At 37.0% G+C, this 21921-nt stretch carries 27 protein-coding genes and 2 other annotated features; of the genes, 6 read left to right on the top strand and 21 right to left on the bottom strand.

Translation table 11 applies throughout. The features are described from left to right. Window positions 1-32 precede the first annotated feature (32 nt). From comGF to comGA, 6 genes are read right to left on the bottom strand one after another with little or no spacing between them, the layout of a single operon-like run. Window positions 33-458: a competence type IV pilus minor pilin ComGF gene (gene comGF, locus MKY46_RS14820; RefSeq protein ID WP_036120216.1), complete on the bottom strand. Its 426-nt coding sequence runs from the start codon at window positions 456-458 to the stop codon at window positions 33-35. Continuing rightward, window positions 451-768: a type II secretion system protein gene (locus tag MKY46_RS14825; RefSeq protein ID WP_036120217.1), complete on the bottom strand. Its 318-nt coding sequence runs from the start codon at window positions 766-768 to the stop codon at window positions 451-453. The genes comGF and MKY46_RS14825 overlap by 8 nt, the downstream gene beginning before the upstream one ends. After that, window positions 761-1228 carry a competence type IV pilus minor pilin ComGD gene (gene comGD / locus MKY46_RS14830; RefSeq protein ID WP_051891606.1) on the bottom strand — a complete coding sequence of 156 codons (468 nt, stop codon included), beginning with the start codon at window positions 1226-1228 and terminating at the stop codon, window positions 761-763. The genes MKY46_RS14825 and comGD overlap by 8 nt, the downstream gene beginning before the upstream one ends. Further along, window positions 1197-1535 (bottom strand): competence type IV pilus major pilin ComGC, encoded by a 339-nt coding sequence (gene comGC, locus MKY46_RS14835; protein ID WP_036120220.1) that lies wholly within the window; start codon window positions 1533-1535, stop codon window positions 1197-1199. Before comGC ends, comGD begins: the two co-directional genes overlap by 32 nt. Before the next feature lie 10 nt (window positions 1536-1545). Beyond that, entirely contained in the window at window positions 1546-2616 is a 1071-nt protein-coding gene (gene comGB, locus MKY46_RS14840) for a competence type IV pilus assembly protein ComGB (protein WP_036120223.1), read from the bottom strand. Continuing rightward, on the bottom strand, window positions 2591-3610 hold the full coding sequence (gene comGA / locus MKY46_RS14845; protein ID WP_036120226.1) for a competence type IV pilus ATPase ComGA: 1020 nt from the start codon (window positions 3608-3610) through the stop codon (window positions 2591-2593). The genes comGB and comGA overlap by 26 nt, the downstream gene beginning before the upstream one ends. A gap of 328 nt (window positions 3611-3938) precedes the next feature. Between comGA and MKY46_RS14850 the strand changes: the two genes are divergently transcribed. Then, complete coding sequence (locus tag MKY46_RS14850; RefSeq protein WP_036120229.1) at window positions 3939-4649, top strand: helix-turn-helix transcriptional regulator; 711 nt, start codon at window positions 3939-3941, stop codon at window positions 4647-4649. A gap of 118 nt (window positions 4650-4767) precedes the next feature. Further along, complete coding sequence (locus tag MKY46_RS14855) at window positions 4768-5010, top strand: DUF2626 family protein (RefSeq protein WP_004231035.1); 243 nt, start codon at window positions 4768-4770, stop codon at window positions 5008-5010. 67 nt (window positions 5011-5077) lie between these two features. On the opposite strand, the gene MKY46_RS14860 is transcribed toward MKY46_RS14855, so the two are convergent. Next, the gene (locus MKY46_RS14860) at window positions 5078-5722 is read right to left on the bottom strand and encodes an MBL fold metallo-hydrolase (protein WP_058844132.1); all 645 of its coding nucleotides are present in this window, start codon (window positions 5720-5722) and stop codon (window positions 5078-5080) included. A 169-nt stretch (window positions 5723-5891) separates the two neighbouring features. On the opposite strand from MKY46_RS14860, the gene MKY46_RS14865 reads away from it, so the two are divergent. Continuing rightward, window positions 5892-6071 carry a DUF2759 domain-containing protein gene (locus tag MKY46_RS14865; RefSeq protein WP_036120238.1) on the top strand — a complete coding sequence of 60 codons (180 nt, stop codon included), beginning with the start codon at window positions 5892-5894 and terminating at the stop codon, window positions 6069-6071. Window positions 6072-6124: 53 nt separating this feature from the next. Here MKY46_RS14865 and tyrS read toward each other — a convergent pair whose 3' ends face one another. The 5 genes from tyrS to rpmG form a co-directional block, all read right to left on the bottom strand. Next, the gene (gene tyrS, locus MKY46_RS14870) at window positions 6125-7339 is read right to left on the bottom strand and encodes a tyrosine--tRNA ligase (protein ID WP_058844131.1); all 1215 of its coding nucleotides are present in this window, start codon (window positions 7337-7339) and stop codon (window positions 6125-6127) included. Window positions 7340-7484: 145 nt separating this feature from the next. Further along, window positions 7485-7725, bottom strand: a binding site (T-box leader). Window positions 7726-7850: 125 nt separating this feature from the next. Beyond that, a complete protein-coding gene (locus tag MKY46_RS14875; RefSeq protein ID WP_340834668.1) occupies window positions 7851-9746 on the bottom strand; it encodes an LTA synthase family protein in 1896 nt (631 codons plus the stop codon). Between the two features lie 280 nt (window positions 9747-10026). Further along, the gene (locus MKY46_RS14880; protein WP_036120247.1) at window positions 10027-10236 is read right to left on the bottom strand and encodes a YqgQ family protein; all 210 of its coding nucleotides are present in this window, start codon (window positions 10234-10236) and stop codon (window positions 10027-10029) included. Continuing rightward, entirely contained in the window at window positions 10229-10822 is a 594-nt protein-coding gene (locus tag MKY46_RS14885) for a 5-formyltetrahydrofolate cyclo-ligase (protein WP_058844130.1), read from the bottom strand. Before MKY46_RS14885 ends, MKY46_RS14880 begins: the two co-directional genes overlap by 8 nt. A 103-nt stretch (window positions 10823-10925) precedes the next feature. Then, window positions 10926-11075, bottom strand: coding sequence for a 50S ribosomal protein L33 (gene rpmG / locus MKY46_RS14890; protein ID WP_008408521.1), 150 nt, complete (start codon window positions 11073-11075; stop codon window positions 10926-10928). A 150-nt stretch (window positions 11076-11225) separates the two neighbouring features. Between rpmG and MKY46_RS14895 the strand changes: the two genes are divergently transcribed. Then, window positions 11226-11678, top strand: a complete 453-nt coding sequence (locus tag MKY46_RS14895; protein WP_308221987.1) for a hypothetical protein — start codon at window positions 11226-11228, stop codon at window positions 11676-11678. Window positions 11679-11681: 3 nt separating this feature from the next. After that, a complete protein-coding gene (locus MKY46_RS14900; RefSeq protein ID WP_340835684.1) occupies window positions 11682-12164 on the top strand; it encodes a hypothetical protein in 483 nt (160 codons plus the stop codon). A gap of 45 nt (window positions 12165-12209) precedes the next feature. Here MKY46_RS14900 and MKY46_RS14905 read toward each other — a convergent pair whose 3' ends face one another. From MKY46_RS14905 to MKY46_RS14945, 9 genes are all read right to left on the bottom strand, one after another. After that, on the bottom strand, window positions 12210-12782 hold the full coding sequence (locus tag MKY46_RS14905; protein WP_036120254.1) for an anthranilate synthase component II: 573 nt from the start codon (window positions 12780-12782) through the stop codon (window positions 12210-12212). After that, a complete protein-coding gene (trpE, locus tag MKY46_RS14910; protein WP_340834671.1) occupies window positions 12779-14164 on the bottom strand; it encodes an anthranilate synthase component I in 1386 nt (461 codons plus the stop codon). The genes MKY46_RS14905 and trpE overlap by 4 nt, the downstream gene beginning before the upstream one ends. A gap of 286 nt (window positions 14165-14450) precedes the next feature. After that, window positions 14451-14662: a binding site (T-box leader), on the bottom strand. A 39-nt stretch (window positions 14663-14701) separates the two neighbouring features. Then, window positions 14702-15772, bottom strand: a complete 1071-nt coding sequence (locus tag MKY46_RS14915) for a mechanosensitive ion channel family protein (protein WP_340834672.1) — start codon at window positions 15770-15772, stop codon at window positions 14702-14704. A 76-nt stretch (window positions 15773-15848) separates the two neighbouring features. Next, window positions 15849-16721, bottom strand: coding sequence for a hypothetical protein (locus MKY46_RS14920; RefSeq protein WP_089934838.1), 873 nt, complete (start codon window positions 16719-16721; stop codon window positions 15849-15851). 176 nt (window positions 16722-16897) lie between these two features. After that, window positions 16898-17557: a phosphate signaling complex protein PhoU gene (phoU, locus tag MKY46_RS14925; protein WP_340834675.1), complete on the bottom strand. Its 660-nt coding sequence runs from the start codon at window positions 17555-17557 to the stop codon at window positions 16898-16900. A 13-nt stretch (window positions 17558-17570) separates the two neighbouring features. Continuing rightward, on the bottom strand, window positions 17571-18356 hold the full coding sequence (gene pstB, locus MKY46_RS14930; protein WP_340835686.1) for a phosphate ABC transporter ATP-binding protein PstB: 786 nt from the start codon (window positions 18354-18356) through the stop codon (window positions 17571-17573). Between the two features lie 60 nt (window positions 18357-18416). Continuing rightward, complete coding sequence (gene pstA, locus MKY46_RS14935; RefSeq protein WP_036120300.1) at window positions 18417-19295, bottom strand: phosphate ABC transporter permease PstA; 879 nt, start codon at window positions 19293-19295, stop codon at window positions 18417-18419. A gap of 1 nt (window position 19296) precedes the next feature. Next, on the bottom strand, window positions 19297-20244 hold the full coding sequence (gene pstC / locus MKY46_RS14940; protein ID WP_340834677.1) for a phosphate ABC transporter permease subunit PstC: 948 nt from the start codon (window positions 20242-20244) through the stop codon (window positions 19297-19299). A gap of 64 nt (window positions 20245-20308) precedes the next feature. Next, window positions 20309-21283 (bottom strand): PstS family phosphate ABC transporter substrate-binding protein, encoded by a 975-nt coding sequence (locus tag MKY46_RS14945; protein ID WP_036120305.1) that lies wholly within the window; start codon window positions 21281-21283, stop codon window positions 20309-20311. 243 nt (window positions 21284-21526) lie between these two features. Here MKY46_RS14945 and MKY46_RS14950 point away from each other — a divergent pair, with 243 nt between their 5' ends. Further along, window positions 21527-21718: a hypothetical protein gene (locus MKY46_RS14950; RefSeq protein ID WP_009370174.1), complete on the top strand. Its 192-nt coding sequence runs from the start codon at window positions 21527-21529 to the stop codon at window positions 21716-21718. Window positions 21719-21921 lie beyond the last annotated feature (203 nt).

A 21921-nucleotide genomic window follows, 5' to 3' on the forward strand; every position in this document is an offset into this window, starting at 1 on the left:
ATGCAATTGCGATCAAAAAAATAGCCCCTCTGTCATTTTTCAATAATTGGCACATAGAAGCTTCGCTCCTTTTGAATACCGCTAGTCATTTCAACAGCTACCGTCAGCATGTTTTCTGTATAATTAAATTGGCATTTATTAATTCCGATTAGCATGGGAACATGTCCACCATTTATTTGCTCACGAATAATATTAGGATAGCAATCAATATGATGGATTGTATTTGCAGTTTGAAAGCTCACTCTTTTTCGATCTTCCCGAATAGCAAACGCAGAGACATTCTGTAGAGAATGATTTACATCATAAACAAATAGCTCCCACTTTGTTTGTTCATCTGTTAGCATGGTTGATTTCATTTCAGCAAACCACAGCATAATAAGAACAAAAAGTTGAGATACAAGCACAAAAACAACCAATTGAAATATGGCTTCTATTAATGTATAGCCTTTGTCATTCACGGACTTCACCTGTATCTTGTATACATTTTTGGCGCAGTTCACGCATGTTTTGAAAACGGACACAAATTTGTTGTCCATCAAATTCCCAATGATACTCTACTTGTTCAATGGTCCTAGAGCCTTCTGTTTGCTGTACTGCCTGATATTGCTTTAAACCTTCATAGGCAGTTTCAGCTGCGATGAGTTCTAGTTTTTTATTTGTAAGATTCGTCTTCATCGTATAGGTAAGCGGTATTAACGACATACACAATATTGTTAAAATCCCCATAGCTAAAATGGTTTCTACAAAAGAATAGCCTGACTCATTCAACTCTAGCTCTCCCTCGTCCTAATGTAATAACGACCTTTTTCTTTCCTTGAGGGGTTTTAAAGGCAATGGTTCCAGCTGACATAACATTTCCTTTAGTATTATAACTAAGTGTATGAATAGAACTTTCTGCGTTCAAAAACTCCACTCCTTTTGGAAAAGGACGTTCATATAAAATGGTATAAAAATCTTTTTGAATAACATAACGATTACTGGGACTTATTATTTTCATTGCTATATATTGCCGTTCATTCATGCTATAGGTTTGAATATACTGAATATCTAGTTGCATTTGCGTAAAAAATCGTTCCAATTCCTTTGCTTCTGCTATTTTGAATGAAAATTTACTAACAATCGCTGTTAAACTCATAACAAGAAACAAAACAATCAGTATTTCAAGAATTGTAAAACCACCATTTTTATTATGTTCATCAGCTATTTGACCCTGTTTCCAAATCTGCATTGGCTAGTCGTACCTCTCCCTCATTCGTGATGACTATTTCGGCTTTATTTGGGCAAGTCGTTTCATGTTCTTTTAAATAGCCTTTCATCACTAGATCATCTAATGTTGGATAGGTCATAAAATCTACTCGATAGGCCTCGACCTGCCCTTGTACCATAGATATATAAGCCTTACAGCCCTTCTCATCAATGGTAGCAAAATGCTTCGTAACATTTGGAATCGTAATTAAAATAAGGATTGAAATGATTAATAAAACAATTAGCATCTCGATTAAAGTGAACCCTGCTTGTTCGTTGATACGTTTCATCTTTTCCCTCCTAAACTAATTCAATCATGTGATAGATGGGTAATAATAAACTGACATAGGCAGCTACTATACAGACTGCTATGAGGATAAAGAAGGTTGGTTGTACAAATGCTAATACTTTTTGCAGAAGTTGTTCCTGTTTTTCCAGTAATAATTCGCTATACAACACTAATTCTTTTCCTAAATAGCCGCTTTGCTCACCGTGCTCTACAAAAACAGGAAAATCCTTTTGAAAAACAGCTAGTCTCATTACGGCAAGTGTTAGTGACTCTCCAAAAATAACCCTTTCTTTTATGCGCTGCGAAAGAATTTGCAGAAAAGGTTGAAGTTGTTGCTCTTCTAAAAGTTGGAGGCTGGCTTGTAATGAAAATCCACTTTGCAGTAAGCTTCCTAAATAAGCAGCAAACTGTCTTGTTAATATCAGTCGCATATAGCGTTGAATAAAAGGAATCTTGAATAGGATGGTGAGTTGATGTGCAGTAGGCTGTCGATTGAGATAGAGACGAACAATAAATAAACTGCCTGTTGCGATGAAAATGGTGAGGATGACTACATCAGGAACATGTAATAACGTAGTGGACAACGTAATACTTGTTTCTGTTTCTGCGGTTCGGCCGGCTACCAGTCTTTCGATGTTTGGTAAAAAGATGGTACGAAACACCAAAAATAATAACAGCAAAAATACGATCAGCGTGACAGGATAGATCAGCAGCTTTATGAGCTTTTTCTTGGTCATTTCACTTACCTTTATTTGCTTAGCTACACCTTGTAAAGCTTCTATCATATGACCATTATTTTCTGCTACCTTGATGGCCATTAAATAATGCTTGCTCAGCTGTAAAGTTTCAAGTATCCCTGCAACCCCTTCCCCTTGCTTCAGTTTTTCATCAATTTGCTGCTGCATATCTTCATGCGCCTTTATATGATGAGGCAATAGCATTGAAATGGCCTGAGGAAATAAATATCCTTCTTGCATTAACACACATAATCGATTAAAAAATTGTGCCTGCTCCCTTACTCGCCATTTTGTCGCCCTACTATAATAAAGCAAAACATTATGGATATATGTTTGTAGGTGCATAAAAGCTCTCCACTAATTCTTTTTGTCCCATTAATGTTAATTCATAAGGGAGTTCATAGTTGACCTTTTCTTTAATCGCAGAAATGGCTCTTGTTAAATGAACATCCTGTAAAATTTCATATACCGCACGGCGTTCATCTTGTACTGCTGAAGTCTGAACAAGTATTTGTGCCACAATACCGATAATCGTTTGATGAAGCTCCTCTATCGACACATCTAAGTCCATTAAACGATACAGGCAACGAATGGTATCTTTTGCATGAATGGTTGAGACAACTAAGTGTCCTGTTAAGGCAGCTTGGATAGCAATTTTTGCTGTCTCTTTATCTCGAATTTCACCAATCATGATAACATCAGGAGAGTGACGTAAAATGGCTTTTAGTCCCATAGCATATGTAACGCCCGCTCGCTCGTTCACTTGAATTTGAAGTAAATTTGCTTGGCTATTTTCTACAGGATCTTCTAAAGAAATCACATGCCGATTTAATTCTGTGGAACAATAGTGGATTAAGGAATAGAGTGATGTAGATTTGCCAGAGCCTGTTGCGCCTGTAAAAAACAGAAGACCTTGACGATGTTGCACAAGCTCCATTAAATTGTGTGCTGCACTTTTGGAATAGCTTAATGACGTTAGTGGGAATGTATGATTTTGGAGAAGTAAACGGATAATCAGGCTTTCTTTTAAAAAGACGGAAGGCAGTGTGGATACTCGAAAGGCGTATGGATTATGTTCCATTGCTTTTTGAAAGGAGCCGCTTTGAGGTTTTCGTCGTTCACTGATATCTAATGCCGCAAGAAATTTATAGTAGGAAATCATTCTTTCTGCAAGTTCATTTGGGAGCTCACCAGCTTGGAGTAGCTTATCATATTTTCGAAAATAAACCTGATATCTTTTATTACCTGGAACGAGTAATAAATCGGATGCACCAAAATGATAGGCCTTTAGTAAAAGTTGCTCACATTTTTGTTCGACAACTGTTTCAAAATTCTGCATATATGCACCTCACTTCTAGTTCATTCGAATATGACCGCTCTATTCGTTATTTCCTAGTATAAAGATGAAAATGCCACGAGAAAAGCCCTTTTCTGAAAATAAAAATTTGTTGTACATTTTCCTGTCAATCATGTTTTTTGCTATAAAAATGTGGATAAAGTGCAGTTTCCCACTAAAAAAGAAGATAAATGCATGAAAAAATTAATATTTATGCCGAAATGAACTGTACCTTTTTCAATAATACAATATAATAGAATGAACATGATTATTTTCCTAACACTTGGTAGGCGAACATAATTTTTTAAAAAAATTTAAAGAGGTGAAGCGCATGATCCATCCATTGAAAATTACTAGTACATTAGCCGATGAAACAAGGTACTCTATTTATGAGTACATATTGCAAGAGAAAAAAACAGTCACAGTACAACATATTGCTGATCAATTCGGCATCCATCCAAACGTTGCTCGGCTTCATTTAACAAAGCTTTCAGAAATCAATATTATTTCTGCGGACTATGTCAAAACAGGCAAAGGTGGTAGACCTGGACGTGTTTATAAAGCTTCAGAGAAAGGCGTATCTCTAACATTTCCAAGACGCGATGAAGATCGTTTATTAAAATGGACGATCCAATTAATTGAAGACATTGGACCATCTGCCTTAACGAAGTGCCAAGAAATTAGCTACCAAGACGGATACCAGCAAATGAAAAATTATATCAGCGCTGAATTAACATTAAATAATTCTCTATCCTTCGATGAAAAGCTTCAGCTGTTAACGGACAATGCCGCTTTAATTGGCTATATTCCACAAATTCAACAAACCGAACATGGCAAAAAAGTGACCTTCTCCATCTTCAATTGTCCTTTCCAGGAGCAACTTACTTCGCATTCTGATATTGTTTGTTCATTACATGAATCCTATTTAAAAGGTCAATTAGATGCATTGTTTACGAACAATGAATTTGTGCAAATTGAAAGTATGATACATAATTGCGATTTATGTAAATATGAAATAAACGTGACAGAAATCGAAAGCTAGATTAAAAATCCATTTGTTTGTCACAAAGACGGAGAAGTTCCAGTTTACAGACACCTTTCATATCATTTATAATGAGTAAGAGATTATTGTGTCGTGGGCAAAAGGAGGGGAAATCTTCATGGATAATATGTATAAAGTTATGGCATTCTGGACAGGTATTTTTGCCGTTATGTTCTACCTTGGTGGTATGAACGAGGTATCGCTATTATTCTTAGGTAATACAGGTTTATTCTTATTATTAGGCTTCTTAAACCTTTCAGAACGTATGTACATGTACATTTTCGGAGCATATTTAACTGTATTCTTCGCTGGCTTCACGTACTATACAACATTCATTCACGTACCTGGTGGCGGTCATTAATACAAAAAAAATCGCGTATCTCACAACTGCTGAGATACGCTTTTTTATGCGCTTTGGTTATTCCTTTTTAAAATCCATTTAAGAAAGGATTTGTCTCCATTTCAGCGCCTACTGTTGTATAATTTCCGTGTCCAGGATAAATAATAGTATCCTCGGGTAATGTCAACAATTTGTGATGAATGGATGCTAATAATACTTTTGTTGAGCCACCTACTAAATCTGTACGTCCCACACCTTGTTCAAATAACGTATCTCCAACAATGGCAAAACCGTCATTATCAAAAACATAAGAAATACTACCAGGTGAATGTCCAGGCGTAAAAACAGCTTGGAAAGCAAAATTACTGATCTCAAATAGCTGTTCTTCTTTAATAATTGTGTCTTGCGCTGGTGCTGCTACCCTATAATCTGGTAATGCAGCATATTTACTAGAGCCATTCTTCGTTGGATCTCCTAGCCAGCTAACTTCCTTTTCATGAATCCATACAGGAATATCAAACACTTCGCGTACAGCATCTACAGCCCCTATATGATCAAAATGGGCATGTGTTAAAAAGATAGCAAGTGGTTTTAAGCCATTGCTACGAATTGTTTTAATAAGACGCTCTGCTTCCTCACCTGGATCAAATATAATACATTCTTTTTCTTTATTCGATACGATATAGCAATTCGTTTGAACAGGTCCAAGAGAATAACTTCGTACGTTCATCATAGTGATCACCTCAACTTTCTATTATACAGGCTTTGCCACAATTTGACGATAAATGTTCATAGTTTACGCTATTTTAGTTCTCGACAAAAACAAACAGAACGTTTACAATTAAGGAGGAATATTGTTTGCGACATTCATTTTCTGATGTCGAAAGGAGTGTCTATTTTTAATGAACTTATTAATGGTTATTTTTGGTCTAGTAGCGATTTTAGCTGTAGTTGGTACATTCCAAGCAATTAAAGAAAAGAACCTATTAAGCGTTGTTTTCAACTTATTAAGTGCCGCTGTATTTGGATGGTTCGTCATCATGACGATTGTTCACAGTGGGTATCCACCACAATTACACTAAAATTCAGACAAAAAGGAGCAGTCTCCCTGGAGATTGCTCTTTTTTTGTATTTATTATTTATTTAATTTAAGAAATCGTTTCTTACCAATTTGAATGACATCATCATTCATTAGTACAAGTGATAAATCATCCATCACTATTTTTTCTCCATTCAAGGATACTCCATTTTGCTTGATTAACCGCAGAAATTCACTCTTACTATGAATATAATCCATTGCCACTAGTTGTGGGATAATATCCACTATTCTTTCCTTATCAATTTCTAGGAGCAGTATAGGAATATTTTTTGGTATTTCCTTTCTTTGAAATGCAGCTTGGAAATAGGATTTAGCTTCCTCCATTGCTGTAGTCCCATGGTATAATGCCGTTATAATTTCTGCTAACTGTAATTTTACATCACGGGGATTCTCTCCCATTTGCAGTCTATCTTGAATGGTTTGCACTTGTAGTGGATGCTCATCTGTTGCTAGTTCAAAATATTTGATGAGTAAGGCATCTGGTACTTCCATTACCTTTTTAAACATGACCTCTGGCGCTTCACTGACACCAATATAATTGCCAAGGCTCTTACTCATTTTTTCAATGCCATCTAAACCTTCGAGTAATGGCATAAAAATGGCAATTTGTTTTTCTAACCGCCGTTGCTTTTGTAAGGTGCGGCCCATTAAAATATTGAATGTTTGATCTGTTCCCCCTAATTCAATATCGGCCTGTAGCTCTACCGAATCATATGCTTGCATAAGCGGGTAGAAAAATTCGTGGATGCCAATTGGTATTTGCTGACGGTACCGTTTTTGAAAGTCCTCACGTTCTAACAGTCGAGCAACGGATGTCGTGGCTGCCAGCTGAATGACTTCTTCAAATGACAGCTTTGCTAACCATTCACTATTGAAACGAATAGTTGTCTTGTTCATATCTATCACTTTAAAAATTTGCTCACAGTATGTTTTAGCGTTTTGCTTGACCATGTCATCACTTAACGCGACACGGCCTTTTGCTTTACCCGTTGGATCACCAATACGCCCTGTAAAATCACCGATAACAATGACCGCCTGATGCCCTAAATCCTGCATTTGCTTTATTTTCCGTAGAACGACTGCATGCCCTAAATGAATATCCGGCGCGGACGGATCAAGCCCTAACTTAATGATTAAAGGCTTCTGCTCCTTATAGGATCGCTCTAATTTTTCGAGTAATTCCTGCTCATCAACGATTTGATGAGCCCCCTTCTTAATTATCGCTAATTGCTCTTTTGGTGTTAAAAACATATGAAACATCTCCTTGTAATATTAAATATTAATATTGCAAGCTCTATAAGAGTTCACTAATCAACTACGCCTCAGCGTAAGAGGACGGCCAAATCAAGATAAACACTTGGGCTGTAAAGGCATAAAAAAAGCCCTTAGGACTAATCCTAAGGACGTTCATGAACGTGTTACCACCTTTTTTCGAGAGCTATTCACACAGCCCTCCTCAATAAGTACAGCCATAGCGATACTTTTGCAATGATTACGGATGCAACCCCGTCGTAGCCTACTAAAATTTCGGTACGCAGCTCCAAGATGTATTCACTTTAATATCCCTTGCGCCTCTCAGCAACCGGCTACTCTCTGTCAGTTCGATTAAAGCTACTCGTTCTTTTCCATGCCTTTCACTCTTATACTCCGAAATGCAAAAACAAATCTTCGTTATGCAGATATTTAAATTTATTATAATTGCTTATAGTAATTTGTCAATCAAAAAAGAAAAGAGAGACCTCAACTTGAGATCTCTCTTTTGTTATTTGACGGAATCCTGTTTTAAATTACCTGTCTTTTCATCATAGAAACGTAGCAGGTCTCCATTTATGATAGCATCGGAATTTTCCAGCTCCATTGTCGCACGATCAGCATATGACTGGCATGGCTCACCATCTATTTCTTCACCAGTTGCTTTGTCATAGCAAGCTTCTCCAGCATAAACATATTTATCTGTTATAAAGCGTCCATCACGGAAGACAACAAAATCCTCATGCTCTGGAGAGAATAAATCTGCACCCATTTGCATGTCTTTTGACGTTTCAACGCCAAGAAGATGTAAGATTGTTGGACGTAAATCCATTTGCCCTGAAATCTCTTTCATTTCTTTACCATCGTCAGATCCTGGGATATGGATGAATAAAGGCACTTCTTGAAGCAATGCATTGTCCATTGGTGTAATTTGTTCTTTTCCTAAATATTGTGCCATCGCTTTATTATGGTTTTCAGAAATACCATAATGGTCTCCATACATTACGATAATAGAGTTATCATAAACACCTTGATCTTTTAACTCTTGGAAGAAGTCTTTTAAAGCTTCATCCATATAACGTACTGTTTGGAAGTAACGATTTAATGTACCTGAATTTGAATCATATTCAGGAATCATAATATCTTCAGGATCCAAAGTGAATGGATAGTGGTTCGTTAACGTAATTAATCTTGAATAGAATGGCTGTGGCATGTCTTTCATTAAAGCAGCAGATTGCTCTAAGAATGGTGTATCTTTCATACCCCAGTTGACAGCTTGCCCTTCTTCAACCGTATATGAATCTATATCGTAGAATTTATTAATTTTTAACGATTGATACATGATATCACGGTTCCAGAATGATTTATTATTCGGGTGCATGACATTTGTAAAGTAGCCATTTTCTCCAAGGCGTTCAGCCATTGAATTATACGTATTTCCACCATGCGTGAAGAATACAGCGCCACGACCTAATCCAAACAATGAGTTTTCAACAATAAACTCTGAGTCAGATGTTTTTCCTAAGCCTGTTTGGTGATAGAAGTTACTGAAATAATACGTATCTTTATCTTTTGTTAAAGAGTTTAAGAATGGCGTAGTTTCATGACCATTCATATCATTATTGATGACAAAGTTTTGTAAAGACTCCATCGACACAACAATTAAGTTGCGACCTTTATATTTCCCAAACATCTCTGGGTTAACGGCAGCCTGATTAGAACGCACATAGTTGTTTACTTCAACTAATTCACTGCCATCCGCTAATGCACGTTGAGCAGATGATTTAGTTTGAATATAAATATCATACAAATGGTAATTGTACGTACCAATATTTTTCACTAATAATTCGCGGTCAAAACTACGTGTTAATAATTGTGGACGCTCTGTTTCAGCTAATCCTAAGTTTAAAAATGAAATTGCGACTGCTAATACAAAAAATGCACGTCGGAATTCAATATTCACTTTAAATGCTTCTTTCATTTTCGGTAAAAATTTATTCGCTAAGATTAAAATAGCGACATCAACGAAATATAATACATCCCATGGCTCAACAATGGCTGCTACTGATGTTCCTAAGTCACTGAAATTACTTGTTTGGAATAATACTGGTAGCGTAATAAAGTCATTGTAGAATCGATAGAACGCTACATTTCCGTATAAAACAATGGATAAAATAACGCTGACCGTAATCAGATAACGATTTCTAGCTTTTGCTGATTTAAAGAATAGTGATAAACCATACGTAAATAGCAAGAAGCTTAATGGATTAATAAACAAAATAAATTGTTGCATTGCATTTTCAATTTTCATCTCAAAGCTTGTGTGGTAAACAATGACCGTTTTGATCCATGTTGCTATAATTGCTAGTATCATAAATGAATGTTTAGGCCACTTTATTGATTTCATTCCTAACATCCTCCCTACTTCCTTACAAAAAAATAATAATTTTTTACATTTTGTTACGGAAACAAAATATATCTTAATCCTTTTTTAACAGATAATCAACACATATCTTTTGGAAATTTTTTTCTCCGCGCTCTTTTTATGCACCAGACATCTATATATACGTTTTGGAATGTAAAAAGTTTCTTAAAAACATAAAAACAGCGGAAATCCACTGTTTTTAAGAATATTACATACTTGTTACATTATTTTCACAATACTCCATTACATTATATTTTAAACATTACTTTTTATTTTCTTCCATACGAAGTTTTGTTGTTTCTTGTCGAATGAGTAACAATGCCATTTGATAGTCTTTTATGTCTAGTACATTTGCTTTATAGAGCTCACGTATTTCATCCTCCATTAACATCAAATCGCCAATGGGATCACGTGTATAAATAAAAGTACCATATGTTTTCAAAAGTTCATAAATATCTAACATTTTATCCATTTTCGCTCGCTCCTCGTTGTGCTAGACAATCAATACGATCTGTCGGTGTCATAATGATGTCTACTGGGCAATCATGCTCCTCGGCTGGGACACAATCAATGATTTGCTCATCAAAGAGCAGCGACATCAGCTTCCCTTTTTTATAGTTTAATACATAGCGGTCATAATAACCACCGCCATAGCCGATTCGATAGCCATTACGGTCAAAAACAACGCCAGGCACAAGGATGACATCCATGTCATTTGCGTCAACTAACTCACATCTTGCTGGAATAGGCTCACGCAAATGCATATATACAGTTTCAAGCTGGGCAAATGAATCAATAATGTAAAATGACATTGCTCTTGTTTTTGGATGACATTTCGGAACAGCGACCTTTTTACCAAGTCGCCATAATTCTTCAATTAAAAGAATGGTGTCGACTTCTGGCTTATTTGAAATGGTCATGCCAATTATATTTGCTTCTATTATATATGATTCCTGTAGCACCTTTTTTACGATAGCTAATGATTGATATTGATAAGCTTCATCAGTCATTGTCGCAAGAGCTTGTCGCATCTTATTTCGTAATGTTGTTTTATCCATCCAGGCTACCTCCTATATCATCATACTTCGTATCCTTATACCCGAAATGATTTCATAAAATGTAGAAAGCCAAAACCACTTGTGGTTTTGGCTTAATGAGCGATTACTTAGTTTCACGGTGAAGAGTGTATTTCTTCTCGCGAGAGCAATATTTTTTAAGTTCAAGACGCTCTGGATTGTTACGCTTGTTCTTTTTAGAAATGTAGTTACGTTCGCCGCAATCTGTGCAAGCTAAAGTAATGTTTACGCGCATCATTAACCCTCCCACTCTATATCAAGAATTAAAATTTGAGCATGATTTATACGACTAACCTATTATAACATAAACTGAAAAAAAATCTACCTTCATTTCATATTAAGTTTGCATATGGTAAAATATCTTATAATTACATACTACATTGAGGTGAAACTATTGGATTTATCCATCTTACTAATGAGTATCGGCATAATTTTAATCATCCTATCGTTCTTTTTCAAAAATAGCTCGAAAAAAATCGAAAAAGATGTCGAAGAATTATCCATCTCAATCTTCCAAGAAACAAATAATTTAAAGCGTCGCCTAAAAATTGTCGAGGAAGAACTTTTATTAGAGCCTGAATTCCAAGTGAAATCAACATCAGCTCCGAGTCAAAAAGGACAAAACCCTAAAGTTCAACAAGTCATGCAAGCTGTTCAACAGGCTGCACAAGCGTCGAAAATTGCACAAACGACAACCCAAGTCAAACCGATTCATCAAATTATTGTTAGTCAGGTGCTCGAATTAAATAAACAAGGTCTTTCTGTAGCCGATATCAGTATTCGTTCTAATTTAACAGAAGAGCAAGTTCGTCAAGTCATTGCAAACGGAGGTCGATAAGTGATGAACAAGTCCGCCATCCGCGCATTTGGCATTGCCATTTTTCTTGTCGGAGCTTTGCTAGCACTCGCCAGTCGCTTTGATGTAAATATTGGTCTCCCTACTAAAGAAGCTGGCAATCTGCAACAGGTAGAACAACTGCAAGATAAGCTAAACAAGGCCAACCAAGAAATTGCCTCGTTAAAGGGACAATTAAAGCCAGTACATACAACAGAAGAAACGTCTACGACAGATTCTGATGAACAAGCCGTTGAAGAAACAAACGGTGATGTGACAAAGATGACATTGCAATTATACAGTGGAATCACACCCTATATTGTGGCACAAAAGCTTGAAGACGGCGGCATTATTACCAATAGTGTTGAAATGGAGTTACTACTCGCTAACGCAAAATATGCCCGCAGCTTACAAATCGGCTCCTATGAAGTCAATTCTTCCATGTCTTTAGAAGAAATTGCTAAGTTAATTACAGGCAAAAAGCAGTAACCTAAAAAGCTGTCGTCACATTAGACGACAGCTTTTTTGCGGCCATTACGCTATACTATCGAGGAAGGCTTGCATCATGATATTGCCTTCTTTTGTGCCGATTGATTCTGGGTGAAACTGCAGACCATAAAGAGGATAATTCTTATGTTGAATGGCCATAATCTCCCCATCATCACCGGCTGTTGCAATTATGTTAAAATCCTTATGCAATGTCCTTGCTTCAATAATTAAAGAATGATAACGCATTACTTCAATATCACCCTTTATTCGCTTAAATAAACCTGTTTGCTCGTATTGTAATGGTGACAGCTTTCCATGCATAATATTTTGGGCCTGCACAATATTGGAGCCAAAAGCCTGCCCAATCGATTGATGGCCAAGGCATATACCTAAAATGGGGAAATTTTGATACAGTTCCTTGATGACAGCTACCGTGATACCTGCTTCAGCAGGTGTTCCTGGTCCAGGAGATAAAATGATGGCTTCAGGCGACATTTCTTGAATTTCTTCTATTGTAATAGCATCATTTCGCACGACTTTAACGTTTTTTCCCAGCACGCTGATTTGTTGAAATAGGTTATAAGTAAAGGAATCATAATTATCGATTAATAAAATCATTTTTTGACCTCCAATAGCGCACGGGCTTTATTGAGCGTTTCCTCGTATTCCGACAATGGGATGGAGTCATAAACAATTCCCGCCCCTGCCTGTACATGGGCTTTTTGATCCTTAATGAGCATTGTCCGAATAGCGAGTGCTAAGTCCATATCACCTGTTGTTGAAATATAGCCCACCGCTCCCGCGTACACGCCCCGCTTCACTGGTTCCAATTCATTAATCAGTTGCATGGCTCGAATTTTAGGTGCTCCTGACACAGTCCCAGCTGGTAGACAAGCACGCAGTACATCCAGAACATGGAGGTCGTCTCGTAATTCGGCCATTACCTCTGACACCATATGCATCACATATTTATACCGTTCAATATTCATGTATTTCATTAGCTTTACAGAACCGACTTTGGCAATGCGTCCAAGATCATTGCGACCTAAATCCACTAACATACGATGCTCCGCTATTTCCTTTTCATCTGCTAATAGAGCATTTGCAATTGCTTCATCCTGTTCTGTTGTCGCGCCACGCGGCTTTGTACCAGCTATTGGATTGGTTGTCACCTGACGATTTTTTACCTTTACCAGACTTTCCGGAGATGTTCCTAAAATAACATAGGATCCAAAATCCATATAGAACATATAGGGTGACGGATTCGATGTGCGTAATTGACGATAAAGTGAGAATGGTGAACCTGTGAACGGTGCTGAAAAGCGTTGTGATAATACGATTTGAAAAATATCACCTCTTAAAATATGCTGCTTAGCACGTTCCACCAAAGAAACAAATCGCTCCTTTGACATCATTGGTGTAAAATGTAGTTCATCTACCTTCAATGCCTCAAAGGTCGTACCTGCACAAAGCTGTTGCTCTATTGTCGCAATAGCAGCCTCCATCTCCTCTATTGAACGCCCCTCCTGAAATAGATCAATCGAGGCCAGTGTGATTTCCTGTGTTACATGATCAAAAACAATAAAGGTATCATAGAAAAAAACATGCACATCAGGCATGGCTAAATCATCCTGTAAATAGTTTCCGATTTTTTCTGTATAAAAAGCTGTTTCATAGCCAAAGAAACCTATGATCCCACCAAAAAAGGCGAATGGATAGTTCTCCTCATGAAATGGCATAACTTGCTTTAATTGATGGAGCACATTCCCACTAATTGTGTCTTTTTCCATTCCTCTTGAAAAGATGAATTCTTCCTTGTTCCCTTTCAATTCAGCCACTGGATTGATGGCGATAAAGGAATATCGCCCACTTTCCTCATGCTTGGCTGATGATTCGAACAACATTTTATGCTGCCCACTCAGTGATTGATACACAGAGATAGGGGTCATCATATCCCCTTGTAATACTTTCATGGCATACTTTCTAAGCTCAACTGTCATACTCTTCTCTCCTTCTCTAAGCTCTTCTCTGCTCTTCTACACCTATCTATCGCTTCCTCCTCAGCGTATGTGTGTTCAGATTTTTTCAAGTTACCAACATAGCACCTCTTCAAAATCTGTGACATCCGATGGAGGGGCTTTCTCTTGCTTCAGCGGGTGTTTGAATCTGCTAAAAAAGTAAAACAAGCATCTATCTCCCCTATAAAAGAGGAAAATTTCTGCACCTCACGCTTCACTTTCAGACAAAAACATGACTGAATCAAAATAAAAAAAGGCCTTTCCATCACAAAAGGACGGAAAAGCCGTGGTGCCACCTTCATTGGTCTCCAATCTAGAAGACCCTCTTGAAGCCTTATAACGTAGGCATACGCTAATCCCTACTGTTGTTCAGGATTAGAGCTCCGAAGTCCATTCACCATTCATTTGTACTAGTTTCCACCACCCACTAGCTCTCTATGACAAATTTGAATAGCTACTACTCTTCATCAACGCTGATTTGTAAGTTATATTGTAATGCAAACTATCTCACAATTCAATTTATTTTTTATTTCGTAGACTGTCATCCTCATAAGGGGTAGCTAACGTAATGGATAACTCCTCCATTATTTGACGAATAGCAAATAAAATATCCTGACGCACTTCTAGCATAACAGCTGTATCATTTGTAGCAATAAAGAAACGAACAAGTACACGATATGAATCATGATGAAATTCATCAATAAAAACATGGATCATCTCTTTCTCCGTTTTGGCATGCAAATAAATTTCCTTATGAATGGCTGTTAAAGCACTACGTAAATGGTCCTCCTCTTTTTCGGCTGCTACATAGATAAATTGCTCACATTTCCGTTTTTCTCGTTTTGATAAATTATAAATAGGGCGGTTGACTAAATAGGAATTCGGCACATAGACAAGCCCCTTATCCCCTGTTTGAATTAAGGTACTTCGCAGATTGATATCTTCAATTGTGCCTTCAATTTTTTGATCTTCCGTTGCGATCCAATCTCCTATTTGGAATGGATTATCCAACGCGACGGACATACCACCAAATACATGTGCTAAAGTATCACGAATCCCAAAGGCAATCGCCACACCAGTTAAACCGATCCCTGTTAAAAAGCCATTGAGGTTAAAATCCCAAAACGAAGCAATCGTGAACATAGCAAAAATCATAATGATTACTTTACCGATTCGTAGAAAAAACGGTAATAAGACATTCTGATCCTCTTCACTCGTTAATTCGAATGGTTGTTTCGTATAAAAATTTAATACATCATAAATCCCTTTAAACGCAAAAAACACCAGAATTGACAATACAAAATTTTTCGTTGATTTATGTGTAAATAAAGGAACTTCTATTAAATAAGATAAACTCAGGACAATGACTGTCGTCATAAATGCATAGCCAATTGCTTTACTGAATTGGGCAAGTACATTCGCCTGGAATTTCCGCTGGCGATTTCTTAAAAAAGTCACTACACAATGAATGATTTTTTTTATGATGAAACGTTGAATAAGCCAACCAACTAAACAAATAATGGCGGCAATCAAGACATCCATCCAAGTTGGGACTGTAAATTTAGGTAATAACCAAAGTAATGAATCCATGTATTTCTCCTTTAAAAAACCTATGTATCTCCACCAAAAAGGAGCAAACCTTCAGAAACGGTTAGCCCCTATTTTTTTATTGTATAGCATCATCCGCAAAAAAAGCCTTATTGGCAAACCAAAACTGCTGTTTATTAAAATTATGTTCGTGCATGGCGATCACTGAAAATTCAGCATGGTATTTCCGCTTCATTTCCTCTAGCATCGTTCTTGCTTGTTTAGTTATGAGATGCTGTCCATCAATAGGCGTTCCTTCTGTAAAAATAATGACATCCGCTTCAGCATCGAGTTGATTTTCCTGTAGTAATGCTTTAACAAACTGTAAAACAGGCAATATTGCGGCTTCTCCTTGTGCCTTATATTCGATAAAACTCTTAAAATCAGCTAAATTTAAATGACCATTTTCAAAGCGATAGTGAACATGAATTTGACGATCATATGGAACAATATATAAATCGCGACCTTCACGATGAGCATTCATAAATAACGGTAAAATCATACTTTTACAAAGATCAGAGTAAGCAGCCATCCCCGTCGTTTGTTCTAAACAAATAATCATAGGCCCAGGTTCCTGTTGATATTCATGAAATGGCACATAAAAAATATTACCACTTTTTGTTGTCTGTTGCTTGAGCTTTTGACGTCTCAGCTCTGACCATTTTCGTTCATAATATAGGTATTGCTCATGGCCGTTTGCTAAGCGTTCAGCTTTTTCAATAGCAGGGATATTTTCTCGAATTTCATGCATAATATCTGCCAATTCTAGTGCAAATGCTGCCATATTTCGTAATGGCTCGCTCTTGAAAAAATAGTCGATAAAATAATGTTGTTCTCCTTCACTTAACTCCTCTAAATGTAAGTTTTTATAGAGAAAACGTAAATAGTCTAGTTGTTCGTTTGACATCTGCTGGTCAAATTGCTCAATGAATGTTTCGATTGCATCTTTCACGTAGCAGCACCTCCTAAGCATCACATTTTTCAGATAATGTCTATAGTATAGCCAAAAAAATTTTTTGACAATACAATAGTGCTCGTTATAAAGACGCTAGGGAAAAAGACAATGTTGCTGCTATATAAAATTTTTTTATCCAAATGAAAAGAAGAGCTAAAAGTAGCTCTTCCTCATTAATTATTTAATTCATAATGCTTGCCTTTGACTAAGTAAAATAGATGTTCTGCAATATTTGTCGCATGATCGGCAGAGCGTTCTAGATATCGGCAAATAAATGTGAGATGGGTTATCTGCGAAATATGTGCAGGATTTTCTACACCCGCGCGAAGTAAAAGTGTAATTGTTGCCCCGTATAAATCGTCTACATAATCATCTAATTCTGCAATTTCTTTGGCACGTGCCGTATCTTCCTCTGTAAAGGCCTTCATGATACTCTCTAGCATTTCGACTGTTTTATTACACATCGTTTGTAGATTGGTTATCGGAAACACTATCGGTTCTTTGCCAATTCGAATCGCTTCCTTAGCAATATTAACCGCATAGTCGCCCACTCTTTCCATATCTGCTGCTGCTTTTACAAGGACCATAAGTCGACGCAAATCTGTTGCCACTGGTTGTTGCTTAGCAATCATTAAAATCACATGGTCATTAATTTCCTCTTCAAGACGATTAATGACTAAATCATCTTCTAAAATTTTCAAGGCTTTTTCTAAGTCCTGCTCTACTAATGCTTCAAAAGCCGTTTGTAGCGCTAGAATACTGCTGTTGGCAAGGGCAATAAATTGACCCTGTACCTCTTGTAACTCTTGTTCAAAACGCTCACGAACTACCATCTATTGCTCCTCCTTAGCCGAAACGTCCTGAAATATAATCTTCTGTGCGTTGATCCGCTGGTGTTTGGAAAATAATATCTGTTTTATCGTATTCAACAACCTCTCCACTTAGGAAGAATGCTGTGCGATCAGAAATACGAGCCGCTTGCTGCATATTATGTGTCACGATGATGATGGAATAATCTTTTTTCAGCTCTTGCACAAGCTCTTCCACCTTCAACGTAGAAATTGGGTCCAAAGCAGATGTTGGCTCATCCATTAAGATGACATCTGGTTCAATCGCTAAGCAACGTGCAATACAAATACGCTGTTGCTGACCACCCGATAACCCATAGGCATTTTGATTTAAACGATCTTTTACCTCATCCCAAATCGCTGCCCCTCTTAGTGACTTCTCCACAATCTCATCCAAAATCTTTTTATTTTTAATCCCATGGATTCTTGGTCCATAGGCAATATTATCATAAATAGATTTTGGGAATGGGTTCGGCTTTTGGAACACCATCCCTACACGTGTCCTTAATTCCTCTACTGTATAGCTTTTATCTAAAATATTTCGCTCACGATAGATGATTTCACCTGATGTTCGAACGCTTGGTACAAGTTCTACCATTCTATTTAATGTTTTTAGATACGTAGATTTACCACAGCCAGATGGCCCAATAATAGCCGTTACTTCATTTTCATAAATACTTAAATTAATATCTTTTAAACCATGGTGATCACCATACCATAAATTTAAGTTTCGTGTATCGTAGACAATCTTCTTCGCTCTATCATCTGAAGACTTAGTTGCCATTTGATTCAACTTGACAATCGTTTTTTCCTCTTTTAAATCTAGCACCATAAGGTCACCTCATTAATAACGTTTTTGGAATTTATTTCGTATAAAGATAGCAATAGAGTTCATTAATAGCAGAACCGTCATAAGCACTAAAATACCTGCGGCCGCCACATACTGAAAGGCTTCTTGTGGTCGCTTTGCCCAATCATAAATTTGCATCGGTAATGCAGTGAATTGACTCAATAAACTATTCGGTAAAAACTGTAGAATAACTGGAATCCCGATGACAACAAGTGGAGCTGTTTCTCCAATGGCACGAGACATGGCTAAAATACTTCCTGTTAAAATACCCGGAATGGCAGCTGGTAGCACCACGCGTAAAATGGTTTGCCATTTCGTTGCACCCATACCATATGATGCTTCTCTTTGTTCATTTGGTACGGCACGAATAGCCTCCTGTGCAGCTACAATGATAACAGGCAATATTAATAAGCTCATCGTAAACCCTGCGGCTAAAATACTTTTGCCTAGCCCCATCATACGGACAAAAATTGTTAATCCAAGTAATCCAAAAACGATGGAAGGTACACCTGCTAGATTCGATATGTTCATTCGAATAAAGTCGTTAATTCTATTTTTTTTAGCATACTCCTCTAAATAAATCGCAGTACCTACACCTAAAATAATAGATACTGGCGCAACAACTGCCATTAACCACAGTGACCCAATTAAGGCAGCTTTAATCCCTGCCTTATCTGCAAATCGTGATGCAAAATTAGTTAAGAAATCGATATTTAAATAACCAATTCCCTGTGACACTATGCGATATAACAAAATAGCTAAAGTCACAAGCGCAAACATAGTTGCTAAGAAAAATAAGGTTTTCCAAACTTTATTAAATGTAATACGCTTGGTCAATCGTTTCATGACGACCGTGTCATCCATATAGCGCATGCTAGTAAACCTCCCTGAAGCGTTTCGAAATATAGTGAGCAAGTAAATTCATGATTAGTGTAAAGATAAATAATGTAAATCCTACTGAATAGATAGAGTAGTAGATTGTTGTACCATAACCTGCATCACCTGTTGAAACTTGTACAATGTACGCCGTCATTGTTTGAATGGAATCCGTTACATTTAAATCAAATTTCGGTGTAGATCCTCCAGCAAGTGAAACAATCATTGTTTCTCCAATTGCCCGGGAAATAGCTAACACGATTGAAGCAATAATTCCCGATAGTGCAGCTGGTAATACTACTTTAATAGCTACCTCAAATTTCGTCGCACCTAGAGCTAAAGCTCCTTCACGCATACTATTTGGTACGGATGACATCGCATCCTCTGATAGAGATGTAATCATAGGTAAAATCATGATACCTACAACAATCCCAGGACTTAATGCATTAAATAATTTGAGTCCAGGTACAATTTCTTGTAAAACAGGTGTGACAAACGTTAATGCAAAGAAACCATAGACGATTGTTGGTACACCTGCTAATACCTCTAAAATCGGTTTCACTGTACGTCGTGTTTTCTCACTTGCATATTCACTTAAATAGATAGCTGAAGCAATTCCAAATGGTACGGCTACTACAACTGCAATAAGTGTCACTTTTAATGTACCTGCGATTAATGGCAAAATTCCAAATAACGGTTCATTTCCTGAAAATGGTAACCACTTTGTCCCAAATAGGAAATCCGTAATCGACACACGTTTAAAGAACTCAAACGTTTCAAAAATAAGGGTGAAAACAATGCCAAACGTTGTTAAAATCGAAATAATAGCGGCAGAAAATAATAGAGCTGGCATTGCTTTTTCCACTATTTTCTTTGTTTTTTGATTGCGAGAATTTGCAATTAATTGCTGCACAGATAATGTCTTATTTTCCTTTTGAGAAACCATTGGGAGCTCCTTTCAAATAAGTGAGGGAAAGAGCATACATCTCTTTCCCTCTATGCATGTCTACTTATTTTAAGCCTTCTAAAGTTTTTAAGCCTTCAGTATATTTTTCTTCTGGTAAACGAACATAGCCAACTGCCTCAGCCATATCGCCTGCATTTTCAAGTGTAAATTGAATGAAGTCATATGCTGCTTCATTATCTTTCATAGCACTATTTTTCACGTAAGTGAATAGTGGGCGTGAAAGTGGTGTATATTCGCCACCCTCTATTGTTTCATTTGTTGGTTCAACACCATTTACTTTGACAATGTTTAATTTATCTTTATTTTCAAGATAGTAAGCATAGCCGAAGAAACCGATTGCGTTTTTGTCACCAGCTACACCTTGCACTAGCATATTATCATCCTCTGATAATGTTGCTGAGCTTACTAGATCCGCACCATCTAAAATGACTTCATCGAAGTAATCGTATGTGCCTGAATCAGTACCTGGTGAATAGTAAACGATTTTTTCATCTGGCCATGATGGATCAATATCAGACCATTTTTTCTCTTTTCCATCTTCAACCCAAATTTTTTGTAATTGTTCTACTGTTAAATCCTTCGCCCAATCATTTTCTGGGTTCACCACTACAGATAAACCGTCATATGCTAAAGCTAGCTCTGTAAAATCAATACCCGCTTCTTCTAATTTCGATTTCTCTTCATCTTTTATATTACGAGATGCATTTGAAAAGTCTGTTTCACCTGCGATGAATTTTTCAAAACCACCACCAGTACCAGAAACCCCCACTGATACTTTGACATCTGGTTGTGCGCCTGCATACTCTTCAACAACTGCCTCAATGATTGGTGCTACTGTTGATGAGCCATCTCCAGCTACAGATCCTTGTAGCTTTTCATCAGCAGCTTCTTGTCCTGAACTAGCTGGTGCGTTCGTTTCTGCATTGTTTCCATTTTGTGCAGAATCGCTACCACATGCACCTAGCATTAATGCAGAACCCATTACTGCTGTCATCGTTAAGTACTTCCACTTTTTCATCTCATTTGCCTCCGTCGTGAACTGTTTTATAGTTATTTGTCTTACAATCTTTACTATAATGACTGATTGTTGAAGTCGTATAAACGGTTCGTAAAAGAGATGTAAAGGAATGTAATGCTTTGTAAATGATTGTAAAGATGAGTTTACAATAGGGGAAACTTGCTTCCTATAGGAAAGGTGTTATAATAAGCAATTGTGTTAGGAAATATTTATTTTAATGATAAGGAGAGTTTGACCTTTGTCATGAAACATGCAAAAGTACAAAATGTCGATTATTTTAAAACATATTTATCATTAGTAATGGAACATCGGGACTACACACTTCAAGAGGCGATTGACTTTATGCTAGCTTCTTATTTCTATAACAATATAGAACTTTATGGGGTAAAACCAAGAGAGCAATTTGAATTAGCCATTCAGCAATTATCTGCATAAAGGCACTAAATATCTGAAAGGGGCGTTTTGCTATGCAAACGCCCCTTTCACTACTTAGTTAAGTTTAAATTTCGCAACTGATTGAGTTCATCAGCAATTTTGACAAGTGCCTCTGAATTGCCCACAATGTCAACTCTCTATAGTGGCTTTTTAAAACAATACCTTTGATTTGCCCCTTTATATGCCTACTGATAGCCTTGCTT

The sequence above is a fragment of the Lysinibacillus sp. FSL M8-0355 genome, from assembly GCF_038008985.1.
GTDB classification, from domain to species: domain Bacteria; phylum Bacillota; class Bacilli; order Bacillales_A; family Planococcaceae; genus Lysinibacillus; species Lysinibacillus fusiformis_D.

Bases quoted from the DNA above. Each gene is read 5' to 3' on its own strand.
- comGD (WP_051891606.1), bottom strand. From the start codon at position 1,228: ATGCAGATTTGGAAACAGGGTCAAATAGCTGATGAACATAATAAAAAT.
- comGC (WP_036120220.1), bottom strand. From the start codon at position 1,535: ATGAAACGTATCAACGAACAAGCAGGGTTCACTTTAATCGAGATGCTA.
- comGB (WP_036120223.1), bottom strand. From the start codon at position 2,616: ATGCACCTACAAACATATATCCATAATGTTTTGCTTTATTATAGTAGG.
- comGA (WP_036120226.1), bottom strand. From the start codon at position 3,610: ATGCAGAATTTTGAAACAGTTGTCGAACAAAAATGTGAGCAACTTTTA.
- MKY46_RS14850 (WP_036120229.1), top strand. From the start codon at position 3,939: ATGATCCATCCATTGAAAATTACTAGTACATTAGCCGATGAAACAAGG.
- MKY46_RS14855 (WP_004231035.1), top strand. From the start codon at position 4,768: ATGGATAATATGTATAAAGTTATGGCATTCTGGACAGGTATTTTTGCC.
- MKY46_RS14860 (WP_058844132.1), bottom strand. From the start codon at position 5,722: ATGATGAACGTACGAAGTTATTCTCTTGGACCTGTTCAAACGAATTGC.
- MKY46_RS14865 (WP_036120238.1), top strand. From the start codon at position 5,892: ATGAACTTATTAATGGTTATTTTTGGTCTAGTAGCGATTTTAGCTGTA.
- tyrS (WP_058844131.1), bottom strand. From the start codon at position 7,339: ATGTTTTTAACACCAAAAGAGCAATTAGCGATAATTAAGAAGGGGGCT.
- MKY46_RS14875 (WP_340834668.1), bottom strand. From the start codon at position 9,746: ATGAAATCAATAAAGTGGCCTAAACATTCATTTATGATACTAGCAATT.
- MKY46_RS14880 (WP_036120247.1), bottom strand. From the start codon at position 10,236: ATGGATAAAATGTTAGATATTTATGAACTTTTGAAAACATATGGTACT.
- MKY46_RS14885 (WP_058844130.1), bottom strand. From the start codon at position 10,822: ATGGATAAAACAACATTACGAAATAAGATGCGACAAGCTCTTGCGACA.
- rpmG (WP_008408521.1), bottom strand. From the start codon at position 11,075: ATGCGCGTAAACATTACTTTAGCTTGCACAGATTGCGGCGAACGTAAC.
- MKY46_RS14900 (WP_340835684.1), top strand. From the start codon at position 11,682: ATGAACAAGTCCGCCATCCGCGCATTTGGCATTGCCATTTTTCTTGTC.
- MKY46_RS14905 (WP_036120254.1), bottom strand. From the start codon at position 12,782: ATGATTTTATTAATCGATAATTATGATTCCTTTACTTATAACCTATTT.
- trpE (WP_340834671.1), bottom strand. From the start codon at position 14,164: ATGACAGTTGAGCTTAGAAAGTATGCCATGAAAGTATTACAAGGGGAT.
- MKY46_RS14915 (WP_340834672.1), bottom strand. From the start codon at position 15,772: ATGGATTCATTACTTTGGTTATTACCTAAATTTACAGTCCCAACTTGG.
- phoU (WP_340834675.1), bottom strand. From the start codon at position 17,557: ATGGTAGTTCGTGAGCGTTTTGAACAAGAGTTACAAGAGGTACAGGGT.
- pstB (WP_340835686.1), bottom strand. From the start codon at position 18,356: ATGGCAACTAAGTCTTCAGATGATAGAGCGAAGAAGATTGTCTACGAT.
- pstA (WP_036120300.1), bottom strand. From the start codon at position 19,295: ATGCGCTATATGGATGACACGGTCGTCATGAAACGATTGACCAAGCGT.
- pstC (WP_340834677.1), bottom strand. From the start codon at position 20,244: ATGGTTTCTCAAAAGGAAAATAAGACATTATCTGTGCAGCAATTAATT.
- MKY46_RS14945 (WP_036120305.1), bottom strand. From the start codon at position 21,283: ATGAAAAAGTGGAAGTACTTAACGATGACAGCAGTAATGGGTTCTGCA.
- MKY46_RS14950 (WP_009370174.1), top strand. From the start codon at position 21,527: ATGAAACATGCAAAAGTACAAAATGTCGATTATTTTAAAACATATTTA.